The following is a 22,085-nucleotide window of genomic DNA, read 5'->3' on the forward strand; positions in this document are numbered from 1 at the left end:
GTCAGAGCCCATTCGTAAACGAACGGGATCCGACCCCGATCTGACCGCGGCTCCCCAGCCGCGAAAACGGAAGCGATGGCGGCGGGTGGGAGGGGGAAGCCCACCGCCATCGCATCCGGTCAGCTGGCGTAGTACAGCTGGTACTCCAGCGGGTGGGTGGCCGCGCGGAACTTGGTCACTTCCTGCATCTTCAGCGCGATGTAGCCGTCGATGAAGTCATCGCTCATCACGCCACCGGCCTTCAGGAACTCGCGGTCCTTGTCCAGCGCTTCCAGCGCCTGGTCCAGCGAGGAGCAGACCTGCGGGATCAGCTTCTCTTCTTCCGGCGGCAGGTCGTACAGGTCCTTGTCGCTCGGTGCGCCCGGGTCGATCTGGTTCTTGATGCCGTCCAGGCCGGCCATCATCAGCGCGGTGAAGGTGAGGTAGCCGGACTGGATCGGGTCCGGGAAGCGCATTTCGATACGGCGCGCCTTCGGGTTGGAGACCCACGGAATGCGGCACGATGCCGAACGGTTGCGGGCCGAATAGGCCAGCATCACCGGCGCTTCGAAGCCCGGCACCAGGCGCTTGTAGCTGTTGGTGCCCGAGTTGGCGAAGGCATTGATGGCCTTGGCGTGCTTGAAGATGCCGCCGATGTACCACAGCGCCAGCTGGCTCAGGCCGCCGTAGCCGTCACCGGAGAACAGGTTGGTGCCGCCCTTGGACAGCGACTGGTGCACGTGCATGCCGCTGCCGTTGTCGCCGACGATCGGCTTGGGCATGAAGGTGACGGTCTTGCCGTTGCGGTGCGCGACGTTCTTGATCACGTACTTCATGCGCAGCAGTTCGTCGGCCTTCTGCACCAGGGTGCTGAACTTGGTGCCGATCTCGCACTGGCCGGCGGTGGCCACTTCGTGGTGCTGCACTTCCACTTCGATGCCGACCTGTTCCAGGGTCTTGCACATCTCGGCGCGCAGGTCGTGCAGGGTGTCGGTCGGCGGAACCGGGAAATAGCCACCCTTCACGCCCGGACGGTAACCGCTGTTGGCGCCGTCGTACTTGGCGCCGCTGTTCCAGGCGGCTTCTTCGGAATCGACCTTGAAGAAAGTGTTGCCCATTTCATTGGCGAAACGGACCGAGTCGAAGATGAAGAATTCCGGCTCCGGGCCGAAGAACGCGGTTTCGGCAATGCCGGAGGACTTCAGGTAGGCCTCGGCGCGCTTGGCGATGCCGCGCGGGCAACGGCCATACGGCTGCATGGTGGCCGGGTCGAGGATGTCGCAGCTGATCACGATGGTCGGATCGGCGTAGAACGGGTCGACGTAGGCGCTGGCGGTATCCGGCAGCAGCACCATGTCCGACTCGTTGATGCCCTTCCAGCCGGCGATCGAGCTGCCATCGAACATCTTGCCTTCTTCGAACAGCGACGGTTCGACGATGCTGACCGGGAAGGTCACGTGCTGCTCGACACCACGCATGTCGACAAAGCGCAGATCGACGAATTCGATCTGGTTGTCCTTGATCAGCTTCTCAACGTTTTCCACGGACATCGGTACGACCTCGGATGGGGATGAATGCCTGCTGAGGTAGAGCAACGACCGTGCCAACTTTTCAGATGCCGCAAGTCATTGATTTCATGAAGGCCGCCCCGTGCGGGTGCAGAACGCGGCGCACCAAACGAGTGCACCGACCACCAGACGCACCCGTTTGGTGCAGCGCGGATCGTCTATCCTCTCGCCCTTCTTCCTTCCGCCGCGCGTGCACGCACCGTCCATGTCCGACCTGCTCTCCGCCCTGCTGCTGGGCATCCTCGAAGGCTTGACCGAGTTCCTGCCGATCTCCAGCACCGGCCACCTGCTCATCGCCCAGCACTGGCTGGGTGCCCGTTCGGACTTCTTCAACATCGTCATCCAGGCCGGCGCCATCGTGGCCGTGGTACTGGTGTTCCGCCAGCGCCTGCTGCAGCTGGCCACCGGCTTCAACCAGCGCGGGAACCGCGAGTACGTGTTCAAGCTGGGCGCGGCGTTCCTGGTCACCGCGGTGGTCGGCCTGGTGGTACGCAAGGCCGGCTGGTCGCTGCCGGAAACGGTCAGCCCGGTGGCCTGGGCGCTGATCATCGGTGGCGTCTGGATGCTGCTGGTGGAGGCCTACACCGCGCGCCTGCCCGACCGCGACCAGGTGACCTGGACGGTGGCGATCGGCGTCGGCCTGGCGCAGGTCGTGGCCGGCGTGTTCCCCGGCACCTCGCGCTCGGCCTCGGCCATCTTCCTGGCCATGCTGCTGGGCCTGAGCCGCCGCGCGGCCGCCGCCGAGTTCGTGTTCCTGGTCGGCATTCCCACCATGTTCGCCGCCAGCGCCTACACCTTCCTGGAAATGGCCAAGGCTGGGCAGCTGGGCAGCGAGAACTGGACCGACGTGGGCGTGGCCTTCCTTGCCGCGGCCGTCACCGGCTTCGTCGTAGTGAAGTGGCTGATGGGCTACATCAAGTCGCACAGGTTCACCGCCTTCGCCATCTACCGCATCGCGCTGGGCGCGGCACTGCTGCTGTGGCTGCCGTCCGGCAGCTGAACAGCACCGGGGCATGGCAACCCCGTTGCCGGCCCTACCCCGTTTCCCCCACGGTTCCCCAAGGAGAATCACCATGAACCGCAAGCTCACCCTGCTCCTCCCGCTGGCCCTGATGGCCGCCTGCAGCCAGACCCCGGCACCGGCCGGCACCGGCGGCGACGACGTGGCCCCGGCCGCGGCCAAGGCAGCAGACCAGCAGACGCTGGCGCACCTGGATGCGCAGCGCCTGCAGAGCCAGCACTGGCTGCTGCAGCAGGCCACCGGCGCCGACGGCAAGCGCATCGACGCGCTGTTCGCGCGCGAAGACAAGCCGGTCACCCTGGACTTCGCTGATGGCCGCCTGTCGGTCAGCAACACCTGCAACCGCATGGGCGGCGGCTATACCTTCGACGCTGGCAAGCTGAGCGTCAGTGCGATGGCCTCGACCATGATGGCCTGCACCGACAAGGCGCTGGTGGCGCTGGACGAGGCCGTGTCGAGCCGCCTGCAGGGCGAGCTGAAGGCCGAGCAGGATGCCGATGGCAAGCTGACCCTGACCAACGCCAAGGGCGACAAGCTGGTCTTCACCCCGGAACCGACGGCTGAAACCCGCTACGGTGGCGCCGGCGAAACCGTGTTCCTGGAAGTGGCCGCCAAGACCGAGAAGTGCTCGCACCCGCTGATCCCGGACTACCAGTGCCTGCAGGTGCGTGAGGTCAAGTTCGACGACAAGGGCCTGAAGCAGGGCGAGCCGGGCAAGTTCGAGAACTTCTACGGCAACATCGAGGGTTACACCCACGAAGACGGCGTGCGCAATGTGGTGCGCGTGAAGCGCTACGAGGTGAAGAACCCGCCGGCCGATGCGCCGTCGCAGGCGTACGTGCTGGACATGGTGGTCGAGTCGGCCATCGAGAAGAAATAAAGCGATGGAAGGGCGGCCGAGAGGCCGCCCTTCTTCATGGTCGGTAGGGCCGGCCGCTGGCCGGCTGCCCTGCGCCGCACTGCCAACACACGGATGCTGCCGGCCAGCGGCCGGCACTACCCGGATGCATCGGGAGATCGGCATGAAGCACGTCCCCGTCCTCATCATTGCTGCGCTGCTGGCCATGTCCGCGAATGTGGCCGCTGCCAGCACGCCCAGCACCGATCAGCTTGAAGCACACCTGTGGCAACTGGTGCGTGCCACCAACGCGCAAGGAAAGCGCATCGACGCGTTGTTCGTCCGCGGTCGCGCGCCCTACACACTGCGCTTCCAGTCCGGTTTCATGAGCGAGTTGAACCTGTGCAACCACGTCAGCAACGAGTACCGGCTGCAGGGCAACCTGCTGATCCTGCGCAACAGCGTGCAGACCACAGCGCTATGCGTCGATCAGAGACTGCCCACGCAGCAGAAGCTCGCCGGAAAGCTGATGCACGGCGAAGGCTCGGCACCGACGCTTGCGCTTGACGACCGCGGCGCGCTGGTGCTGCGCAACGCGAGGGGCGACACCGCAGTGTTCGAACCGGCGGCGCTGCAAGCGGATGGAAGGTAGGGCCGGCCGCTGGCCGGCATCTTCCCTGTGTTGCCGCCGTTGCCTGCAGCAGCCGGCCCGCGGCCGGCTCTACCCTGTGTGCTGCTCAGCCCAGCGCCGGGTTCAACGTGTAGGTGCCGTGCAGTGCGGCTTCGGCCAGCACGTGGCCGTGCATGGCGCGGTACGCGTCGGCGGCGGTGAAGCGCTGCGGCAGGTCCAGCGACGCCACGTCCAGCGCGAATACGCGGAAGAAGTAGCGGTGCATGCGCTCGTCGTTGAACGGCGGATACGGGCCGTCATAGCCCAGGTAATCACCGGCCATGTCCGGGTTGCCCGCGAACCAGCCGGTGAAGTCGTTCAGGCCTTGGCGGCTGCCGGCCGGGCCGTCGGGTGCGGGCTTGCCCTTCACCACGAAGCCGTCGCTGCAGCTGCCAGCGGCGATCTCCTGCACCGTGGCCGGGATATCGGCCATCACCCAGTGCACGAAATCGCAGCGCGGCTGGTCGCGCGGCACGCTCATGTCGCTGCGGCCAACCGTCTCCGGCACGGTCGGTACGTCCGGGTCCACGCATACCAGCAGGAACGAACGGGTGCCGGCCGGCGCCCCGCTCCAGGCCAGGTGCGGGTTGCGGTCCGGGGCGAAACCGTTGGCGTCGCCCGCGGCGAACTCACGATCAATCGGTGCGCCGTTGGTCAGGCTGTGGCTGGTCAACTGCATCGGACTCTCCTCACTCTTCCGGGTAACCCAGGCGCACCGCAACCGGGGTGAGCTGGGCGAAGGCGGCGCTCATCACGTCGCGGTAGTTGCGCCAGTGGCCGGCCGGCAGGCGCGGGGCTCCCAGCTGTGCCGCCGGCGGCATCGGCCGCTCGAACAGGCGGCCCAGCAGTTCGGCCATCGCCTGCGGATCGTTGCCGATCTGGTCGATGCGCAGCAGCACGTGCGGGTACAGGTCGTCCTCATGCAGCGTGGCGATCTGGGTCAGCGCGCGGGTCAGCCATTCACTGGCTTCGGCCAGCGACGTCATCGCCAGCGGCGCGGCGGCACCGTAGGCCACCCAGTCCAGCAGCATGTCGCGCGGGTCGCGCAGCACCAGCACCAGGCGGCCCTGCGGCAGCTGCGGGCGCAGCGCCCACAGCAGGGCGTTGTCCCACCACAGCAGCCAGTCGATCACGGTGTCGCTCTGCAGGCCACGTGCCGGCAGCTGTTCACGCCAGCGCTGCACCAGCCGCTCCGGCGTCAGCACGCCTGAGGCCAGGTCCTGCAGCGTGTTGTAGTTCTGGAACGCATCATCGGGCGGCGTGTTGGTGTAGCGGTCGCTGCGCAGCACCGGGCTGGCAGCAGCCAAGCCGGTCGCTACCCGCTCAACGCCCGAACCCGGCGGGCCCCAGAGGAAGATCGGCGCGGAGCTGGCATCGCCGTCGATGCTGCCCTTGTCCGGCCAGCTCGGCGGGGACTTGGCCTGTGGCGGCAGTGGCAAGCGCTGCGGCGCCTGGTCAGCCTGCAGCGACAGCCAGGTGCGCAGGGCGTCCTGCGGCTGCCCGGCGCGGTCCTGGATCTCGCCCATCCACGTCCGCAGGTCGGCGCGATGCTCTTCCGGCGCCAGCTCGATCAGCGCCTGCACGCGGGCCACGGCGGCGGCGGGATCGCGCTGCAGCAGGCCTTCGACCAGCCGGGTCTCGCCGCTGACGCGGCCCGGTTCCAGGCTGACGATGCGTTCGGCGATCGCTTCGGCCTGAGCATGTTCGCCGGCCATGTCATGCAGGCGCAGGCGCGCCTCCAGGGCCGGCAGATGCGCGGGCATCGCCGCCATCCAGCGCTCGACCGCGGTCACGGCGCTTTCGCTGCCCACCTGCTCGATGGCCAGCCGTGCCAGCCACACATCGTGCAGCTGGTCATCGGTATCCAGTACCGCATCCAGGCGTGCACGCGCTTCATCCTCGCGCCCCAGGCGCTGCCATGACATCAGCAGCAGCTGCAGCACCTGGCGGTCTTCCGGCTGCGTCTCCAGCAGCGGCAGCAGGTAGTCCAGGGCCTGCAGCGGCTGGCCATTGCGCAGCGACAGTTCACCCGCCAGGCGGCGCATCGACGGTACGTCCATCTCCGGCTGCTGCAGGGCCACCTGCATGGCTTCGGCGGCGGCAGGTACGTTGCCCTGGCGCAGTGCCAGCTGCACCACCAGCCCATGCAGCGAGGACAGCGACGGATTGAGTTCCAGCACGCGGCGGAACGACTGCTCTGCAAACGCCAGCATGTCCTTGCCCAGGTAGGCAAAGCCCAGTGCGTACAGCACGCGGGTATCGTCCGGCAGTGCCTTGCTGGCAGCCGACAGCAGCGCCAGTGCACGGTCGGCGTCACCGCGGCGCAGTGCAACCATGCCGTCGATGGTCAGCAGTTCCGGATGATCCGGCTCCACGCGCGCGGCCAGGGTGGAGATGCGCTGCGCTTCGTCGAAGTCATTGCGGCCGATTGCCAGGTGCGCCTGCATCAGATAGGCGGAGAACGAGTTCGGATCGAGGCCGGTGGTGCGCACCAGTGCTTCGTCGGCACCCTCGAACTGGCGCAGTGCCAGCAGCAGGCCGGCATGTTGCAGGTGCAGCTGGGCGTCGTCCGGGGCCAGCCGCAGCGCCTGCTGCAGGGCCTCCATCGCCTCCTCGGCGTTGCCCTGCTGCTGCAGCGCAAGCGCCAGCCAGCGGTGGGCGTTGGCCTGGCCGGGTTCGTCACGGGTCCACGCCTGGGCCAGCTGCACGGCCTGGTCGGCCTGGTTCTGGCGCAACGCTTGGATGATCTGGTCTTGCATGGCAGTCCGGTTCAAGTGCAAAGCCGCATTGTAGCGGGCTGCGCGCTGTCGCCGGTTCAGGCCTGCAGGACCCGCTGCAGGCGCTGGGCGACCCAGCGCTCGGAGAAGCCGTCGCCGCGCCAGTTTTCGATGAACCCGCAGTGGCCACCCCAGCAGGCGGTTTCCAGGCGCGCCTGGCCTGGCAGCTGCCAGTTGCTGAAGGTCGCGTAAGGAATCACCGGGTCGTCCTGCGCCATCAGGATGTCGGCCGGTACCTGCAGGGTCGACAGGCGGTCGCCGGCGATCGAGTAGCCGTCGAAATAGGCCTGCAGCGAACCGAAGCTGGTGTGGCGCTCGACCAGCCAGGCGGTCAGCGCGCGGATGTCCAGCTTCAACACGCGGTCGTCGCAGTCGCTCAGCTCGGGGAACAGATCGCGCTTGCGGCGCAGCGAGCCGGCCCACTTGCGGCGGAAGTACCAGTCGTACATCGCCGGGCCGTTCTCGATGCTCTCCATCGTCAGCGCCGGGTCCAGCACCGGGCACACCGAGGCAACGCGCAGCAGCGGCACGCCGGCCGCCGGCGCGCGCAGGGCCAGGCGCAGCACGAAGTTGCCACCCAGCGAATAACCGGCGGCCACCAGCGGCAGCTGCGGCCAGCGCTGGGCGATATCGCCCGCGGCGTGCACCACTTCATCGATGAGATTGGAGTGGAAGATGCCGGGGTTCAGGTGATGGGTGTTGCCGTGGTCGCGGAAGTTCAGCCGCACCACGTCGAAGCCCTGCTCGATCATGCGCGCGGCGGCCATGCGCATGTAGCTGGATTCGGCACTGCCTTCCCAGCCATGCAGCAGCAGCGCGATGCCCTTGGGCTCGCGGCCTTCGACATGGCTGTGCCAGCCCTGCAGGCGCACGCCATCACCACCATCGAGGATCAGCTCTTCGCTGACCGCACCGGTGGCCGCCAGCAGCAGCAGGCCGCGCTGCAGGCGCATGCGGCTGGAGCTGAGCATCGACTGCAGGTGCGGATTGCGCAGCCAGCGCGGCGGCTGATAGTCAGCCGCATGCAGCGTCGGCGTACCGGCGTCCAGGACAGGTGGCGGGATCAGGGCCACCGTAGCCTCACCCGGCGCTCATGGCCGCCACGATGCGCGCGCGCGAGGTTTCCGCGATGCGCCGACGGCCTTCCAGGTCCTGTGCACCGATCGGCGCCAGGAAGTGCACTTCGGCACGTCGCGCCGGCTCGCCGAGCAGGCGCAGGAAATTGGCAAAGAAGCTCTCGTTCGGACCGAACGCGACGATGGTCTGCGCGTCGCCCTTCGCCCCGTACACCAGGGCCACCGGCTGCACCGGCACGCCGGTCTCGACCGCGGCCTGGAAGATGCGGGCGTGGAACGGGCCCACTTCGTGACCGCCGCGGGTCCGCCCTTCCGGGAACACGCCCACGGCCTTGCCCTCGCGCAGGCGGTCGGCCATCACCTGCATCACGCCACCGAGCGATTCGGTGTTGCCACGCTGGTGGAAGATGGTCTGGCCACGCGCGGCCAGCCAACCCACCAGCGGCCAGCTGGCGATCTCGCGCTTGGCGACGAAGCCCATCATGCGCTGGCTGTGCAGGATGCAGATATCCACCCAGCTGACATGGTTGGCCACGAACAGCACGGCACCGGGCAGCGGCGCGCCGACCTGCACCAGGCGGAAGCCGAAGATCCACATCAGCCCGCCCTGCCACCAGTTGACCACCTTGGCGCCGAAGGTCGCCTCGCCCACGCGCAGTTCGCCCCACGGCGGAAGCATGCCGATCAGGATGAGCGGCAGGAACACGATGATGTGGACCAACAGCAGCGGTACGCGGTACAGGTAACGGCACACACGCGCCACGCCGCCACGGGGGGCCGGAGTGGGGGAAGTCATCCGCGCACGATACCGGAGGGCCGTCATCGCTGCCAGCCGATTTAGGCCATAACCGCCATCGACCGGGGCAATCGGCGGGGAACGCTGGGTTCCGCTGCCGTCAACGAGCCCCAGGGGGGCTCAGCCGTGACCGGCAGCCACCACCGCCAGGGTCAGCCGCGAGATGCATACCAGGCGGCCCTGCTCGTCCTCGATGCGGATCTCCCACAGCTGGGTGCTGCGGCCGACGTGCAGCGCGCGGGCGGTGCCGGTGACCGTGCCCGAGCGCACGGCACGCACGTGGTTGGCATTGATCTCCAGGCCCACGCAGACCTGCTTGCCGGTATCCACGCACAGGTTGCCGGCGCTGCTGCCCAGGGTCTCGGCCAGCACCACCGAGGCACCGCCGTGCAGGATGCCGTAGGGCTGGCGGGTGCGCTCATCCACCGGCATGGTGGCCTGCAGCCAGTCCTCGCCGGCGGCACTGAAGACGATGCCCAGGGATTCAATCGCCGTGTTGCGGCTGAGCGCGTTGAGCTGCTCGATGGAAACGGCTTCGCGGAACACCTGGGCCATGCGGGTACCTTCAGAGGATGGGAACGAGACCGGCGCCGAATGCGGTCAGCATGCGCACCAGCAGCCACTTCGGGCCGACGTTGACTTCGGGGAAGTCGCCGACGGCGACGTAGCAGCGATGGAAATCAGGATCCTGCCGCGGCAGCGGCTGCGGGCACTCCGGGCCGGGCTTGAACTCGTAGTCGGTGGCGTAGCGCCAGGGCCAGAAATCAAGGATGGGCAGCGCTTCGGAGGCCTTGCCGACGCTGTAGTTCAGCCCCGACAGCACCGGTGGCTTGGCCCGTGGCGCCACCGTCCAGGAGTTCTGTGGGTGGGTGTCACGCAGGATGCTCTGCGCCAGTTCCTCGGCAAAAACCGGGTCGTCGATGATCACCGCGCCTTCGGTGTTGTAGTTCTCGCTGCGCGGATCGAAGTTGTGGGTGCCGACCACGCCGATGCGGCGGTCGACCACCAGCGACTTGGCGTGCAGGCCCATGCGCGCGCCCTTGCGGGTGACCGGCAACGGCTTGTTGACCGCCTTGCTGCCCAGGAACGACGGCCGCGTCTCGGTGCGCAGCAGGCGCGTTTCCACCTCGCTGCCGGCGGCGCGACGGCGTGCGCGTGCGTTGTCGTAGGCACCATCGCTGTGGCGATTCAACGGGCCCTGCCTGCTGCCGGCATCCGAACCACTGCTGCTGCCACCGCGTGCGTTGCTGCCGGCAGCACTGCCACCGATCAGCGGATTGCGACCGCCCTCGTCTCCCCCCCCGGGCGCAGCGATCGGGTCGGGCAGCAGGTTGCGGTAGTCAACCGGCGCGTCCAGCGGGAACGGCTTGTATTCGAAGATGTTGAAGCCCAGTTCGCGCATGTTGCGCCGCTTGTACTTGTACGACAACGCATACACGATCGGGTTGTCGGTCGCCGCCAGGCTGTTGCTGGACACCACCACGCGCGGTGGCTGCGGGCGCTTGCGCAGTTCACGGAACAGCTTCTGCGCCGGCTTGGACAGCACCAGGTACGGCGTCTGCAGGATCACTTCCTTCTGCGCACTGGCGATCAGCGCATCCAGCTGGGGCTCGGTCACATGCTGGCCGGCCAGCGGTGCATCGGCCTTCTCGCGGCGATGCTTGCGTGGCAGGTCGGCCACGTAGCGCACCGAAGCCACCGGTAGCGCGGTATCGACGAAGGAACGGGTGACGAACTCGGTGTCGTTGGCTTCGGCACTGACCCGCTGTACCCGTTCCGGGCGGCGGAAGCTGGCCGGCGGCAGCGTTGGCACGCCCTCGCGCAGCAACGTACGGCCCACGTCGTTGAGGCGCTCGGCCGGCACGCTGCGGTGTGCGCGCCAGAACGCGTCGAAGTTGGCCGCCATCGCACGTGCTTCCGGGCCGGCGATCAGTACATCGCGGTCGCGGAAGTTGTACTCGCGGTCCCAGTCGTAATAGTCGTCCTGGTAGTTGCGGCCACCGACCACGCCGATCGCATCGTCGATCACCAGCAGCTTGTTGTGCATGCGCTGGTTGAACCGGCGGAAGCAGCACAGCACGCTGCCGGCATAGTCGAAGTAGTTCAGCCGGGCCTTGCCGAAGGTCGGGTTGTAGACCCGCAGCTGGAAGTTCTGGTGGGCGCCGGACAGGGCGCCGAGGATCTGCAGGTCGGAGATCGCCGAGAGCTGGTCGATCAGCAGCCGCACCTTCACCCCGCGCCGCGATGCGGCCAGCAGTTCGTCGATGACCAGACGGGCGCTGTCGTCCTTGTCGAAGATGTAGGTCTGCAGGTCGATGCTGCGGGTGGCGCTGCGCAGCAGGTTCAGGCGTGCGACCAGGGCGCCCTCGCCCTCATCGAGCAGGGTGGCGTAGTGGCGCGGTCGTTCCGGGGTGGATTCGGTGAATGCCCGGCCGGCCAGCGCCCGCAGCGGCGAATCCTGTGCACAGCGGTCTGCACGCTGGCAGTCGACCACGGTCGAACGTGCCTGCACGGCGATCGCCTCGGCGCGGTCGCGCTCGGCATTCGACAGCGATGCACAACCGCTGCCCAGCAACACGGTTGCCAGCGCCAGTACACGCAGCAGGAAGTTCACGGTTTCGGCGCCTCGCTCAGGCGCGCACGCAATACGAAAGTCACTCGGTCACTCAAGGCAAGCTGCCAGCTGTCCATGCCATACCGGCCTCGCTGCACGGTACCGCGGCTGACGACGTCGCAATCATAGCCGGGTCGGGCGCACTCCGCCTTCTCGACCTTCAGTGTCTCGGGGTGGCTGATCCCGCGCAGGGTCAGCCGGCCGTTGATGTCGCCACCGCTCTCCACGGTTTCCGGCCAGTACGGCAGCGAGTCGAACTCGACCACCGGATGGCGGCCGGCATCAAAGAACTCCTCGCCGCGCATCCACCCGGTATAGCGCGCCTTGCCGGGGATCTCGACCGAGCGCGTGAACATCTTCAGGTGCACCTGGTGGCGGCCGTCGGAGAGGATCTCGATGCGCCCTTCGAAGTGTGGGAACAGGCCTTCGATACGCTGCCCGAAACGGGTGCGCACCTCGAAGCCGATCTGCGAACGCTGGGTATCCAGGCGCATTACCCGGTGCGCTTCGGCGACCACCGGTGGCAGGGGGGTCGGCGTGGGCACGGCCGCCCAGGCCGGGCCGAGTGCCAGCAGCGCGGGCAGCAGATAGCGGCTGCGCCGCGCCAGGCTCATCGGATCACGGCCACCAGAATGCGTTCAGGCTGGCCACGCCTGGCTCGATCGAGGCCTCGCGCGGGAAGCCGAGCACGGCGATGCCGGCCGGCGGCATGCCGCGGTAGTCGCTGCTGGTGCCCTCGGTCATCAACGCCACCAGCCGCTCCAGGCCCGGGTTGTGGCCGACGATCAGCACCCGGTCGAGATCACGGCGGTCGTCCACCAATGCCGCCAGGGTGCCGGGGGTGGCTTCGTAGATGCGGTCTTCCAGGCGCTTTTCCACGTAACCGATGGTGCCGAGCACGGCTTCCAGGGTTTCGCGGGTACGCCGCGCCGGTGAGCACAGCACGCAGTCCGGCAGCAGGTTGTTCTCCTTCAGCCACTTGCCGGCGGCTTCGGCTTCGGCGAGCCCCACCGGCGACAACGGCCGGTCGAGGTCGGCCTGGCCGGGGGTAGCCGGTTCGGCATGGGCATGGCGCAGCAGGATCAGTTCACGCATCGCGGGTTTCCATGAAGAAGAGGATGCAGCAGGAAGAGTGACGCAGGCATCAAAGCTTGAGCCAGGACAGCAGCGGCTCCCAGTCGGCCTGATGCTCCCGCACCTGGGCCGAGCGGTAGTCGAACAGGCTGCGGCCGAGGCCGGTCATGACCACGTAGCTCTGGCTGTCACGCAGCTGCGCGACCACCGGGTACGGCCATTCGGCCAGCATCTGCAACGCCTGCTGCGAGGTCTGGGTCCAGGGCTTGGTGCGGTTGAGGACCAGCCCCACCGGCAGCTTGCGGCTGTGCACCCGCGGGTTCTGGGCCAGGCTGTTGAGGAAGCCGACGATGGCTTCGATGTCGAGCGCCGAGGGCAGCACCGGCACCACCACCGCGTCGGCAGCGTCAAGGAAATGGGGGATATCGTCGGCCAACGCGCCCGCCGGTGCGTCGATGATGACGGTTTCGGTGCCATCGGGCAGCTTCTGCGCCCACTGCTTCTTCCGATACACATCAATGGGGAGCACCGCGCTTTCCAGCCCGGCCCGCCGTTGCGCCCAGCGGGTGCTGGAGCCCTGAGGGTCGGCGTCGGCGATCACCGTGGCCCTGCCCTGCAATGCCGCGTACGCGGCCAGGTGGGTGGCGACGGTGGTCTTGCCCACCCCGCCCTTGGAACCGGCCACCAGGATCGTCTTCATGCCAGCCTCGCTTCCGGGTACGTGCCCCGAGCGTACACCGGCGGTGGTGACGGGAGGTAGCACCGCGCTGAACCTGCGGCCATCGCCTTTGCTATCGTGGCGCCCCCGAAGGATCGAACCGGCATGAGCGAGCTGCAGGACCTGAGCGCACTGATCCGCGCCAACACCCCCCTGATCGTGATCGAGACCCAGGACGAGGGTCGCATCGTCGACCTGTTCCGGCAGACGCTGATGCACGTCTGGCGGGCGCTGCACCGGTGGTCGATCACCGAGGGCCTGCGCCGCATCGACCTGGACAGCGAAGATCCGCCGGCCGGGCCACCCGACGCCAGCGCGGCCCTGCAGATGATCCGCCAGGCCGGGCAGCGCGGGGTCTACCTGCTGCTCGATTTCCACCCCTACCTGGGCTATGCCAGCCACCAGCGCGCCCTGCGCGACCTGATCCAGCGCCGCCACAGCGAACCGCACGTGCTGGTGCTGATCGGCGCCAAGGTCGAACTGCCGGCCGAGCTGGAAGCGCTGGCGGTACGCTTCAACCCGCGCCTGCCCGATGCCAACGCCCTGCTGAAGATGCTGCGCGAGGAGGCCGATGCCTACGCCCGCGAACACGGCGGCCGCCGCGTCGAAGTCGACAGCGAGGCGGTGAAGAAAATCCTGAAGAACCTGCAGGGCCTGAGCCTGGTGGATGCCCGGCGCATCGCCCGGCAGCTGATCTACGCCGACGGCGCGCTGCGCGACGACGACCTGCCGCAGCTGGCACGGCTGAAGTTCGAGCTGCTCAACCGCAGCGGCCACCTGTTCTTCGAGCATGACAGCGCGCGGTTCGGCGACGTGGCCGGCGCCAACCGGCTCAAGCGCTGGATCAACCAGCGGCGTGTGGCGTTCATCGCTGGCTCCGCACCGGCCGGGCTGGACCCACCGCGCGGCATGCTGCTGCTGGGCGTGCAGGGTTGCGGCAAGTCGATGCTGGCCAAGGCCACCGCCGCCGGTTTCGGCGTACCGCTGCTGCGCCTGGACGTGGGCGCGCTGTACAACAAATACCACGGCGAGACCGAGGCCAACCTGCGCCAGGCCTTGGCCTCGGCCGAGCAGCTGGCGCCCTGCGTGCTGTGGATGGATGAAATCGAGAAGGGCCTGGCCAGCGGTGGCGAGGACGGTGGCGTGTCACGCCGCGTGCTGGGCCATCTGCTGACCTGGATGGCCGAGCGCAAGGCACCGGTGTTCATCGTGGCCACTGCCAACCAGGTGCACGAGCTGCCTGCCGAGCTGCTGCGCAAGGGCCGCTTCGACGAGATCTTCTTCGTTGACCTGCCTTCGCCGGAGGTGCGCGTGGAACTGCTGCGACTGCATCTGGGTCGGCGCCAGCTCAATGCCGACGACTTCGCGCTGCCGGCGCTGGCGGCCGCGGCGAATGGTTTCTCAGGTGCGGAGATCGAGCAGGCGATCGTGGCCGGGCTGTATGCGGCGCACGCCGAAGGCCGGCCACTGGATACCGAGCTGCTGATGAACGAGATCCGTGCGACGCGGCCGCTGTCGGTACTGATGGCCGAGCAGGTCGAGGCGCTGCGGGCGTGGGCATCGGGGCGGACGGTTTCCGCGGACGATTGAGGGGTTTCCAGCGAACGGCGCAGCCCCTCGTGGCGGCTGGTTGGCTGTGAACATCAAAAGCCACGCTTGGCCGGGCGGGGTGGATTCGCGGGGGACGCCGTGAACCCGGCCGAACCCCTCCCTCAGGGCCACGCAGGCGGGGCCGCCGCCCAGGCCTGCTGCACTTCGGCCAACGACGCGCGCTCATCCTCGCGCCACTGCGGCAGCAGCTGCGCGTAATTGGCACTGGTGCTCCATTGCGACGGCTCGGTACGCACTGCTGCGGCATACCACTGCACGGCCTCCTGCTTCTGCCCCATCCGCCATAGGGCCAGCGCGTACGTGGGTGGCACCCAGCTGGGCTTGCTGCGCGCATTGCCGGCCGACGACAACCATTGCTCCAGCGCCGCCTCCGGCTTGCCCTGGCGCAGCAGGTCCCAGCCATAGTTCCAACGCACGCTGCGGCCCGCGCTGCTCTGTGCCGGCGCCTCCTTCAGGGCCTCGCCATACAGCTGGTCGGCCAGCTCGGCACGGCCCTGGGTGCTGGCCACCGAAGCCAGCTGCACGGTGGCTTCCACCGCGCGCCGGCCGCGCTCGCGCAGCCTCACCAGCTGGGTGACCAGCTCATCGCCTTCGCCCTGCATCGCCACCATCGGTGCCGCCGCCAGGTCGCTGTCGAAGTAGAACTCCTGTGGTGCCGGCATGGCCGGCGCGGCCCACGCCGTGGCCGCTCCCGAGGCCAGCAGCACGCTGGCCAGGATCTTTCCTGGAACTGACATCCCTTCTCCCCAGGCTGCACAACCGCAGCCTCCCTCTCTCGCCCCGATCCTAACCCCAGCAGCGGCGCGGGCGCGAGTGCCGGGCCCACCACGGCCCCGCTGCTACAATTCGCGCCTTTCCCGCCGCGTGCCTGCACGCGGCCGGTGCCAGCCGATCCTACCGGGCCAGCCATGACCAGTACCGCGCAACTCACCTCGCCCTCTTCCGCCGACCTGCTCGACCGTGATTACACGCTCGACCACAAGTACACCCGCAACGAGGGGCGGATCTACCTGAGTGGCGTGCAGGCACTGGTGCGGCTGCCGCTGATGCAGCGCCTGCGCGATGCCGCCGAAGGCATCGACAGCGCTGGCTTCGTCAGTGGCTACCGTGGCAGCCCGCTGGGTGGCTTCGACCTGGAACTGTGGCGCGCGCGCAAGCATCTGGAAGCGGCCAAGGTGAAGTTCACCCCCGGCCTGAACGAGGACCTGGGCGCCACCATGGTATGGGGCACCCAGCAGACCAACCTGTTCCCCGGCGCCAACGTGCAGGGCGTGTTCGGCATGTGGTACGGCAAGGGACCGGGCGTGGACCGCTGCGGCGACGTGTTCAAGCATGCCAATGCGGCCGGCACCTCGCGCTATGGTGGCGTGCTGGCACTGGCCGCCGATGACCATGCCTGCCGCAGTTCGACCCTGCCGCATGGCAGCGAGGACGAGTTCGTCAGCGCGATGATGCCGGTGCTGAACCCGGCCGGCGTGCAGGACATCCTCGACATGGGCCTGCTGGGCTGGGCGATGAGCCGCTATACCGGCCGCTGGGTCGGCTTCAAGACGATCGCCGAGACGGTGGAATCGTCGGCGTCGGTGCAGGTCGATCCGATGGCGCGCCGCATCGTGCTGCCGGAAGACTTCGAGATGCCGTCGGGTGGCCTCAACATCCGCTGGCCGGACCCGCCGCTGGACCAGGAAATGCGCCTGCACCGCTATGCGGTGAAGGCCGCGCAGGCCTTTGCCCGCGCCAACGGCATCGACAAGGTGGTGATGGATGCGCCGCGCGCGCGGCTGGGCATCGTCACCACCGGCAAGAGCTACCTGGACGTGCTGCAGGCGCTGGAGTACCTGGGCCTGGACGAAGCCGCGTGCGCCGACATCGGCATCCGCGTGTACAAGGTCGGCATGACCTGGCCGCTGGAACCGCAGGGCATCGCGCGCTTCGCGCAGGGCCTGGAAGACATCATCGTGGTGGAGGAGAAGCGTGCCTTCATCGAGCGCCAGATGAAGGAACAGTTCTTCAATTGGCCGGCCAGCTGGGGCCAGCGCCCGTCCATCGTCGGCAAGTACGACGAGAGTGGCGAATGGATCCTGCCGTCCACCGGCGAACTGACCCCGGCCACCATCGCCGGCGTGATCGGCCGCCGCATCCAGAAGTTCTTCAACAACGAATCCATTGAACAACGCCTGCAGTGGATGCAGCAGAAGGAAGCCGAGCTTGCGTTGCCGCGCGCCAGCTTCCCGCGCGTGCCGCACTACTGCTCCGGTTGCCCGCACAACACCTCCACCCAGGTGCCGGAAGGCTCGCGGGCACTGGCCGGCATCGGTTGCCATTACATGGTGACCTGGATGGACCGCAGCACCGACACCTTCACCCACATGGGCGGCGAAGGCGTGACCTGGGCCGGGCAGGCGCCGTTCACCGATACCCCGCACGTGTTCCAGAACCTGGGCGACGGCACCTATTTCCACAGCGGCTCGCTGGCGATCCGCCAAGCGGTCGCGGCCGGCGTCAACATCACCTACAAGATCCTCTACAACGACGCGGTGGCGATGACCGGCGGCCAGCCGGTGGACGGCCCGCTGAGCGTGCCCGACATCGCACGGCAGATGCGCGCCGAAGGCATCCACACCATCGTGGTGCTGTCGGACAACATCGGCAAGTGGACCGGCCAGCGCGAGCACTTCCCCAGCGACGTGGAGTTCCACGACCGCAGCGAACTGGAGGAGGTGCAGAAGCGCCTGCGCGAAGTGAAGGGTGTTTCGATCCTGATCTACGAACAGACCTGCGCCACCGAGAAGCGTCGCCGCCGCAAGCGCGGCAAGCTGGAAGATCCGCAGAAGCGGGTGCTGATCAATTCGCTGGTCTGCGAGGGTTGCGGCGACTGCGGCAAGAAGAGCTTCTGCGTGTCGGTGCTGCCGAAGGAAACCGAGTTCGGGCGCAAGCGCGAGATCGACCAGTCCAACTGCAACAAGGACTATTCGTGCGTGAACGGGTTCTGCCCGAGCTTCGTCACCGTACACGGTGGCCAGCCGCGCAAGGGCAGCAAGCGCGATGCCTCCACGCTGCTGGACAACCTGCCGGCACCAACCATCCGCGGCACGCTGGAACAACCCTGGAACATCCTGATCACCGGCGTCGGCGGTACCGGCGTGGTGACCATCGGTGCACTGCTGGGCATGGCCGGCCACCTGGAAGGCAAGGGCGCGACTGTGCTCGACCAGACCGGCCTGGCGCAGAAGGGTGGCGCGGTGACCACGCACATCCGCATCGCACGCCGCCCGGATGACATCCACGCCGTGCGCATCGCCGCCGGTGAAGCCGACCTGGTGCTGGGCTGCGACATGGTGGTGGTCAACGACTACTGGGCGCTTTCGAAGGTGCGCGCCGGCCGTTCGCAGGTGGTGCTGAACACCTACGAAGCGATGCCGGGCACGTTCACCACCCGTCCGGACATGCAGTTCCCCGCCGCCGACATCATCGCCGGTGTGCGCGTAGCCCTGGGCGGCCAGGAGCCGCTGCTGCTCGATGCCACCCAGCTGGCCACCGCGCTGCTGGGCGATGCCATCGCCGCCAACCTGTTCATCCTCGGCTACGCCTGGCAGCAGGGCCTGGTGCCGCTGTCGTTCGAGTCGCTGATGCGCGCCATCGAACTCAATGGCGCCGCCGTGGCGATGAACCAGCAGGCCTTCGCCTGGGGCCGCCTGGCCGTGGTCGACCCGCAGGCCGTGCAGCAGGCCGCCGGCCTGGTGCGCAACCGCCACACCGATACCGAGTCCACCCCCGGCCCGCTGCACCCGCTGCCGCCGGGCGAGTGGGAAGGCAATGAATGGGGTGCGACCGCGGCACCGCGCAACACCGGCGACGAACGCGAACTGCGTGGCCTGCCATCGCACGGTGGCGACGTGGCATTCCTGCCGCTGGACGATGCACGCCTGTCGCGCTCGCTGGACGAAATGATCGAGCGTCGCGCCGCCTTCCTGGTCGATTACCAGGACGCAGCCTACGCCAACCGCTACCGCAGCCTGGTCGAGCGCGTGCGCGCCACCGAGGCCGAGCGCATCGGCGGTTCCACCGCGTTGACCGAGACGGTAGCCCGCTACCTGTTCAAGCTGATGGCCTACAAGGACGAGTACGAAGTAGCCCGCCTGTACACCAGCGGTGACTTCCAGCGCCGCCTGCAGCAGCAGTTCGAGGGTGACTACCAGCTGCGCTTCCACCTGGCGCCGCCGCTGTTCGCAAAGAAGGATGAGCAGGGCCGCCTGCTGAAGAAGGAATACGGCCCGTGGATGTTCAAGGCCTTCGGCCTGCTGGCCAAGCTGAAGTTCCTGCGTGGCGGCCGCCTGGATGTATTCGGCCGTACTGAAGAGCGGCGCATGGAGCGCCAGCTGATCGCCGATTACGAAGCCACCGTGCAGCTGCTGCTGGATGGCCTGGAGGACGGCCGCCTGGCCCTGGCGGTGGAGATCGCCAGCGTGCCCGAGCACATCCGCGGCTTCGGCCACGTCAAGGAAGCGCACTACGAACAGGCCAAGGCGCGCGAGGCTGCCCTGCTGGCGCAGTGGCGCAACCCGAAGGCGCTGCATATCGTGCAGGTGGCTTGACGCGGCGCTGCGTCATGGAAAGGCAACCTATAGGTTGCAAAGCGATATAGCAATCGATAGGTTGCCTCCTCAGCGAGAAAGCGATAGGTTGCTTGTCGTAAAGCAACCTATCCTTTGCGTACGCGTTGCCGTACGGTCATCTTTCCTTGAGGACTGCCGGTATGGACAGGCCGCTGCACACAGTGAGGACAGCCCAACAACTTGCGCCCCTGATGCGTGCTTTCCGGCGCCAGGCGGGCCTGAGCCAGGCTCAGCTGGCGGAGCGACTCGGGATCAGCCGCCAGGCAGTGGGCGCGCTGGAACGCGACCCTGCATCGGCAAGTTTTGAACGCCTGATGCGGATCTGGGCGGTGCTGGGTCTGGAGGTCAGCCTCCAGCAACGAAGTCCCCAGGAGAACACGTCGTCATTGGAGTGGTGAGCCATGGGTACGCTGCAGGTCTGGATGAATGGTGTGGAAGTCGCACTTTGGGATGATGTCCGGAACGGGTCACCCCGGTTGTCGTATGTCAGCCAGTGGATCAGCTCGCCCCAGTCCCGACCGTTGTCGCTCTCTCTACCCCTGCTCCCAGATGGCGAGAGCCATCGGGGCAACGTCGTCAACGACTACTTCGATAACCTTCTTCCCGATAACGTCGCCATACGCAACCGGATCCGCGACCGGTTCGCCACGCGCGGCAGCGATACGTTCGATCTTCTTGAAGCCATTGGACGGGATTGTGTCGGCGCAGTGCAGCTGTTGCCGCCTGCGCATCCACCCGAAGACATCCAGCAGATCACGTGCGAGGTGTTGGACGAAGCAGGTGTCGCTACGATCCTGCGTCAGGTGACGACAGGGAACCTGCCTGGCGCACCCAGCCGTGATGATGCATTCCGCATTTCCATCGCCGGTGCGCAGGAAAAGACCGGTCTTCTGCTGCATGCTGGCAAATGGTGCATTCCTACCGGCAACACACCATCCACTCACATCTTCAAGCTGCCGCTTGGCATTGTTGGCAACATGCGGGCAGACATGCATCAGTCCGTGGAGAATGAATGGCTGTGCATGCATCTGCTTTCCGCCTTTGATATCCCCGTGGCCGAGACGCAGATGGGCCGCTTCAACGACCAACGTGCTCTCATTGTCGAGCGGTTTGACCGTCGCCTGTCTGCCGACCGCCGGTGGTGGCTGCGACTGCCACAGGAAGACATGTGTCAGGTCTTTGGTCTGCCGGCTGCCAGAAAGTATGAATCCGATGGCGGCCCCGGTATCGTTCCGATCATGGATCTGCTTCGACAGTCCGAACACCCCGAGGATCGCGCGATCTTCTTCAAGACGCAGATTCTTTTCTGGATGCTGGCCGCAACCGACGGCCATGCCAAGAATTTCAGTGTTCACCTGGAAGCCGGTGGACGCTTCCGCCTGACGCCCGTCTACGACGTGCTGTCGGTATATCCCATCCTCGGCAGGGGACCCAATCAACTCGATCCACGAAACGCACAGCTCGCCATGGCCGTACATGGCAAGAACCGCCACCGGAAACTGCACCTTGTGCGACGGCGGCACTGGAATGAAACCGCGCGCGCCTGCGGCGTTGCCGATGGTGCAGAACCATGGATCAAGACATTGATCGCGGCCGTCGAGCCCGCCATCCAGCAGGTCACCCGTCAGCTCCCGGATGACTTCCCCTCAAACGTGTCCGAACCGATTTTCAACGGACTTCGTGCTGCGGCAGCACGCCTTTCCAGCATGGCCCCCGAGGCTTGATCACCCCAACCGCCACAGCAGGAGGCGGTTGTTGGCCGGCATCGCCACGTCGCGCAGGCGGGTGAAGCCGTTGTCCTCGGCCAGCGCCTGCACGGCTTCCACATCGCGTATGCCGCTGCGCGGGTCACGTGCCTTCAGCCACGCATCGAACTGCGCGTTGCTGTCGCTGGTGTAGCGGCCGCCGTAGTTGAACGGGCCGTAGACCGCCAGCAGCGCACCGTGGCGCAGCAGCGGTGGCAGCGCGGCAAACAACGCCTGCACGTGCTCCCAGCCCATGATGTGCAGGGTATTGGCAGTGAACGCCGCATCGAACGTGCTGCCCTGTGGCAGGCTGAGCCCGGGCGCCGGTGGCAGTTCCACCTGCAGCGCCGCCGGCGGCAGCAGGTTCAGCAGCGCGGCCTCTGCACGCCAGGCTTCGATGCCGGGCAGATGGTCCGGATGATCACTGGGCTGCCAGCGCAGCCACGGCCAGCGCTCGGCGAAGAAGGCCGCATGCTGGCCGGTGCCACTGCCGATCTCCAGCACCCGACGGCGGTCGCCCATCCACGGGTCGAGTGCGGTGGCGATGGGCTCGCGGTTGCGCTCGCAGGCTTCTGAATACGGCTTGCTCGACATCAGGACGGGGTCCGGGCGGGGTCGGCCCCATTGTGCACGAGGGGGTGTTGCTCGGCAGGGCTTGCAGCCCTGCACCTGCTTCAAGCCACAGCAACGGCAACAGCCACGTCAAATTCAAAAGCGGGCTTTCCGTGGGATGGCGGGGTGGGTCCGATTGAGGGGGACGCTGCAAGTACGTCCATGTAAGCTCGGTCGCCGCATCCATGCGGCTCACGCCCCCTCAACCGGACCCACCCGCCTTCGACAGTTGGCCGCGATCTGTCGGAAACACTCTTGGGGTCAGATCCGTTTTCCGCAGGAAAACGGATCTGACCCCGAATTTCATTCGATATCTGACAGATGTGCCGACCAACGGTCGGCACCCACCAACAGCCACCGGCCAGCTGTC

General features: G+C 67.3%; 19 protein-coding genes. 7 read left to right on the forward strand and 12 right to left on the reverse strand.

What is annotated here, in order from left to right:
- Positions 1-119: 119 nt before the first annotated feature.
- Entirely contained in the window at positions 120-1,529 is a 1,410-nt protein-coding gene (gene glnA, locus AC5P78_RS07545; RefSeq protein WP_005407550.1) for a type I glutamate--ammonia ligase, read from the reverse strand.
- Positions 1,530-1,752: 223 nt separating this feature from the next.
- Here glnA and AC5P78_RS07550 point away from each other — a divergent pair, with 223 nt between their 5' ends.
- From AC5P78_RS07550 to AC5P78_RS07560, 3 genes are all read left to right on the forward strand, one after another.
- Positions 1,753-2,547, forward strand: a complete 795-nt coding sequence (locus AC5P78_RS07550) for an undecaprenyl-diphosphate phosphatase (protein ID WP_024956253.1) — start codon at positions 1,753-1,755, stop codon at positions 2,545-2,547.
- 73 nt (positions 2,548-2,620) lie between these two features.
- Positions 2,621-3,448, forward strand: a complete 828-nt coding sequence (locus AC5P78_RS07555) for an META and DUF4377 domain-containing protein (protein WP_076738902.1) — start codon at positions 2,621-2,623, stop codon at positions 3,446-3,448.
- A 142-nt stretch (positions 3,449-3,590) separates the two neighbouring features.
- On the forward strand, positions 3,591-4,058 hold the full coding sequence (locus AC5P78_RS07560; protein ID WP_076738918.1) for an META domain-containing protein: 468 nt from the start codon (positions 3,591-3,593) through the stop codon (positions 4,056-4,058).
- Positions 4,059-4,143: 85 nt separating this feature from the next.
- Here the strand turns inward: AC5P78_RS07560 and AC5P78_RS07565 are convergent, their stop codons facing one another.
- From AC5P78_RS07565 to AC5P78_RS07605, 9 genes are all read right to left on the reverse strand, one after another.
- Positions 4,144-4,755, reverse strand: coding sequence for a YbhB/YbcL family Raf kinase inhibitor-like protein (locus AC5P78_RS07565; protein ID WP_076738901.1), 612 nt, complete (start codon positions 4,753-4,755; stop codon positions 4,144-4,146).
- Positions 4,756-4,765: 10 nt separating this feature from the next.
- Positions 4,766-6,835, reverse strand: a complete 2,070-nt coding sequence (locus tag AC5P78_RS07570) for a tetratricopeptide repeat protein (RefSeq protein ID WP_012478722.1) — start codon at positions 6,833-6,835, stop codon at positions 4,766-4,768.
- A gap of 56 nt (positions 6,836-6,891) precedes the next feature.
- Positions 6,892-7,881 (reverse strand): YheT family hydrolase, encoded by a 990-nt coding sequence (locus AC5P78_RS07575; protein ID WP_032965474.1) that lies wholly within the window; start codon positions 7,879-7,881, stop codon positions 6,892-6,894.
- A gap of 52 nt (positions 7,882-7,933) precedes the next feature.
- Entirely contained in the window at positions 7,934-8,725 is a 792-nt protein-coding gene (locus tag AC5P78_RS07580) for a lysophospholipid acyltransferase family protein (RefSeq protein WP_024956258.1), read from the reverse strand.
- Positions 8,726-8,845: 120 nt separating this feature from the next.
- Positions 8,846-9,280 carry a hotdog fold thioesterase gene (locus AC5P78_RS07585; RefSeq protein ID WP_005407542.1) on the reverse strand — a complete coding sequence of 145 codons (435 nt, stop codon included), beginning with the start codon at positions 9,278-9,280 and terminating at the stop codon, positions 8,846-8,848.
- 10 nt (positions 9,281-9,290) lie between these two features.
- Positions 9,291-11,339 (reverse strand): phospholipase D family protein, encoded by a 2,049-nt coding sequence (locus tag AC5P78_RS07590; RefSeq protein WP_012478720.1) that lies wholly within the window; start codon positions 11,337-11,339, stop codon positions 9,291-9,293.
- Positions 11,336-11,953 carry a YceI family protein gene (locus AC5P78_RS07595; RefSeq protein WP_087802873.1) on the reverse strand — a complete coding sequence of 206 codons (618 nt, stop codon included), beginning with the start codon at positions 11,951-11,953 and terminating at the stop codon, positions 11,336-11,338. Before AC5P78_RS07595 ends, AC5P78_RS07590 begins: the two co-directional genes overlap by 4 nt.
- A 4-nt stretch (positions 11,954-11,957) precedes the next feature.
- Positions 11,958-12,434: a SixA phosphatase family protein gene (locus tag AC5P78_RS07600; protein WP_005407539.1), complete on the reverse strand. Its 477-nt coding sequence runs from the start codon at positions 12,432-12,434 to the stop codon at positions 11,958-11,960.
- Positions 12,435-12,483: 49 nt separating this feature from the next.
- Complete coding sequence (locus AC5P78_RS07605) at positions 12,484-13,113, reverse strand: nucleotide-binding protein (protein ID WP_005407538.1); 630 nt, start codon at positions 13,111-13,113, stop codon at positions 12,484-12,486.
- Positions 13,114-13,236: 123 nt separating this feature from the next.
- On the opposite strand from AC5P78_RS07605, the gene AC5P78_RS07610 reads away from it, so the two are divergent.
- Positions 13,237-14,721 carry an AAA family ATPase gene (locus tag AC5P78_RS07610; protein WP_005411847.1) on the forward strand — a complete coding sequence of 495 codons (1,485 nt, stop codon included), beginning with the start codon at positions 13,237-13,239 and terminating at the stop codon, positions 14,719-14,721.
- A 122-nt stretch (positions 14,722-14,843) separates the two neighbouring features.
- On the opposite strand, the gene AC5P78_RS07615 is transcribed toward AC5P78_RS07610, so the two are convergent.
- The gene (locus tag AC5P78_RS07615; RefSeq protein ID WP_005407536.1) at positions 14,844-15,479 is read right to left on the reverse strand and encodes a tetratricopeptide repeat protein; all 636 of its coding nucleotides are present in this window, start codon (positions 15,477-15,479) and stop codon (positions 14,844-14,846) included.
- Positions 15,480-15,650: 171 nt separating this feature from the next.
- Between AC5P78_RS07615 and AC5P78_RS07620 the strand changes: the two genes are divergently transcribed.
- The 3 genes from AC5P78_RS07620 to AC5P78_RS07630 all read left to right on the forward strand — a co-directional run bounded on the left by AC5P78_RS07620 (position 15,651) and on the right by AC5P78_RS07630 (position 21,082).
- Entirely contained in the window at positions 15,651-19,337 is a 3,687-nt protein-coding gene (locus tag AC5P78_RS07620) for an indolepyruvate ferredoxin oxidoreductase family protein (RefSeq protein ID WP_065183490.1), read from the forward strand.
- Positions 19,338-19,498: 161 nt separating this feature from the next.
- Positions 19,499-19,756, forward strand: a complete 258-nt coding sequence (locus tag AC5P78_RS07625; RefSeq protein ID WP_005407534.1) for a helix-turn-helix domain-containing protein — start codon at positions 19,499-19,501, stop codon at positions 19,754-19,756.
- 3 nt (positions 19,757-19,759) lie between these two features.
- Positions 19,760-21,082, forward strand: a complete 1,323-nt coding sequence (locus AC5P78_RS07630; RefSeq protein ID WP_049419249.1) for a type II toxin-antitoxin system HipA family toxin — start codon at positions 19,760-19,762, stop codon at positions 21,080-21,082.
- Here AC5P78_RS07630 and AC5P78_RS07635 read toward each other — a convergent pair whose 3' ends face one another.
- A complete protein-coding gene (locus tag AC5P78_RS07635) occupies positions 21,083-21,697 on the reverse strand; it encodes a DUF938 domain-containing protein (RefSeq protein ID WP_012478716.1) in 615 nt (204 codons plus the stop codon).
- Between the last annotated feature and the right edge of the window lie 388 nt (positions 21,698-22,085).

It is taken from the genome of Stenotrophomonas sp. YJH_SMC_133, from assembly GCF_059370655.1.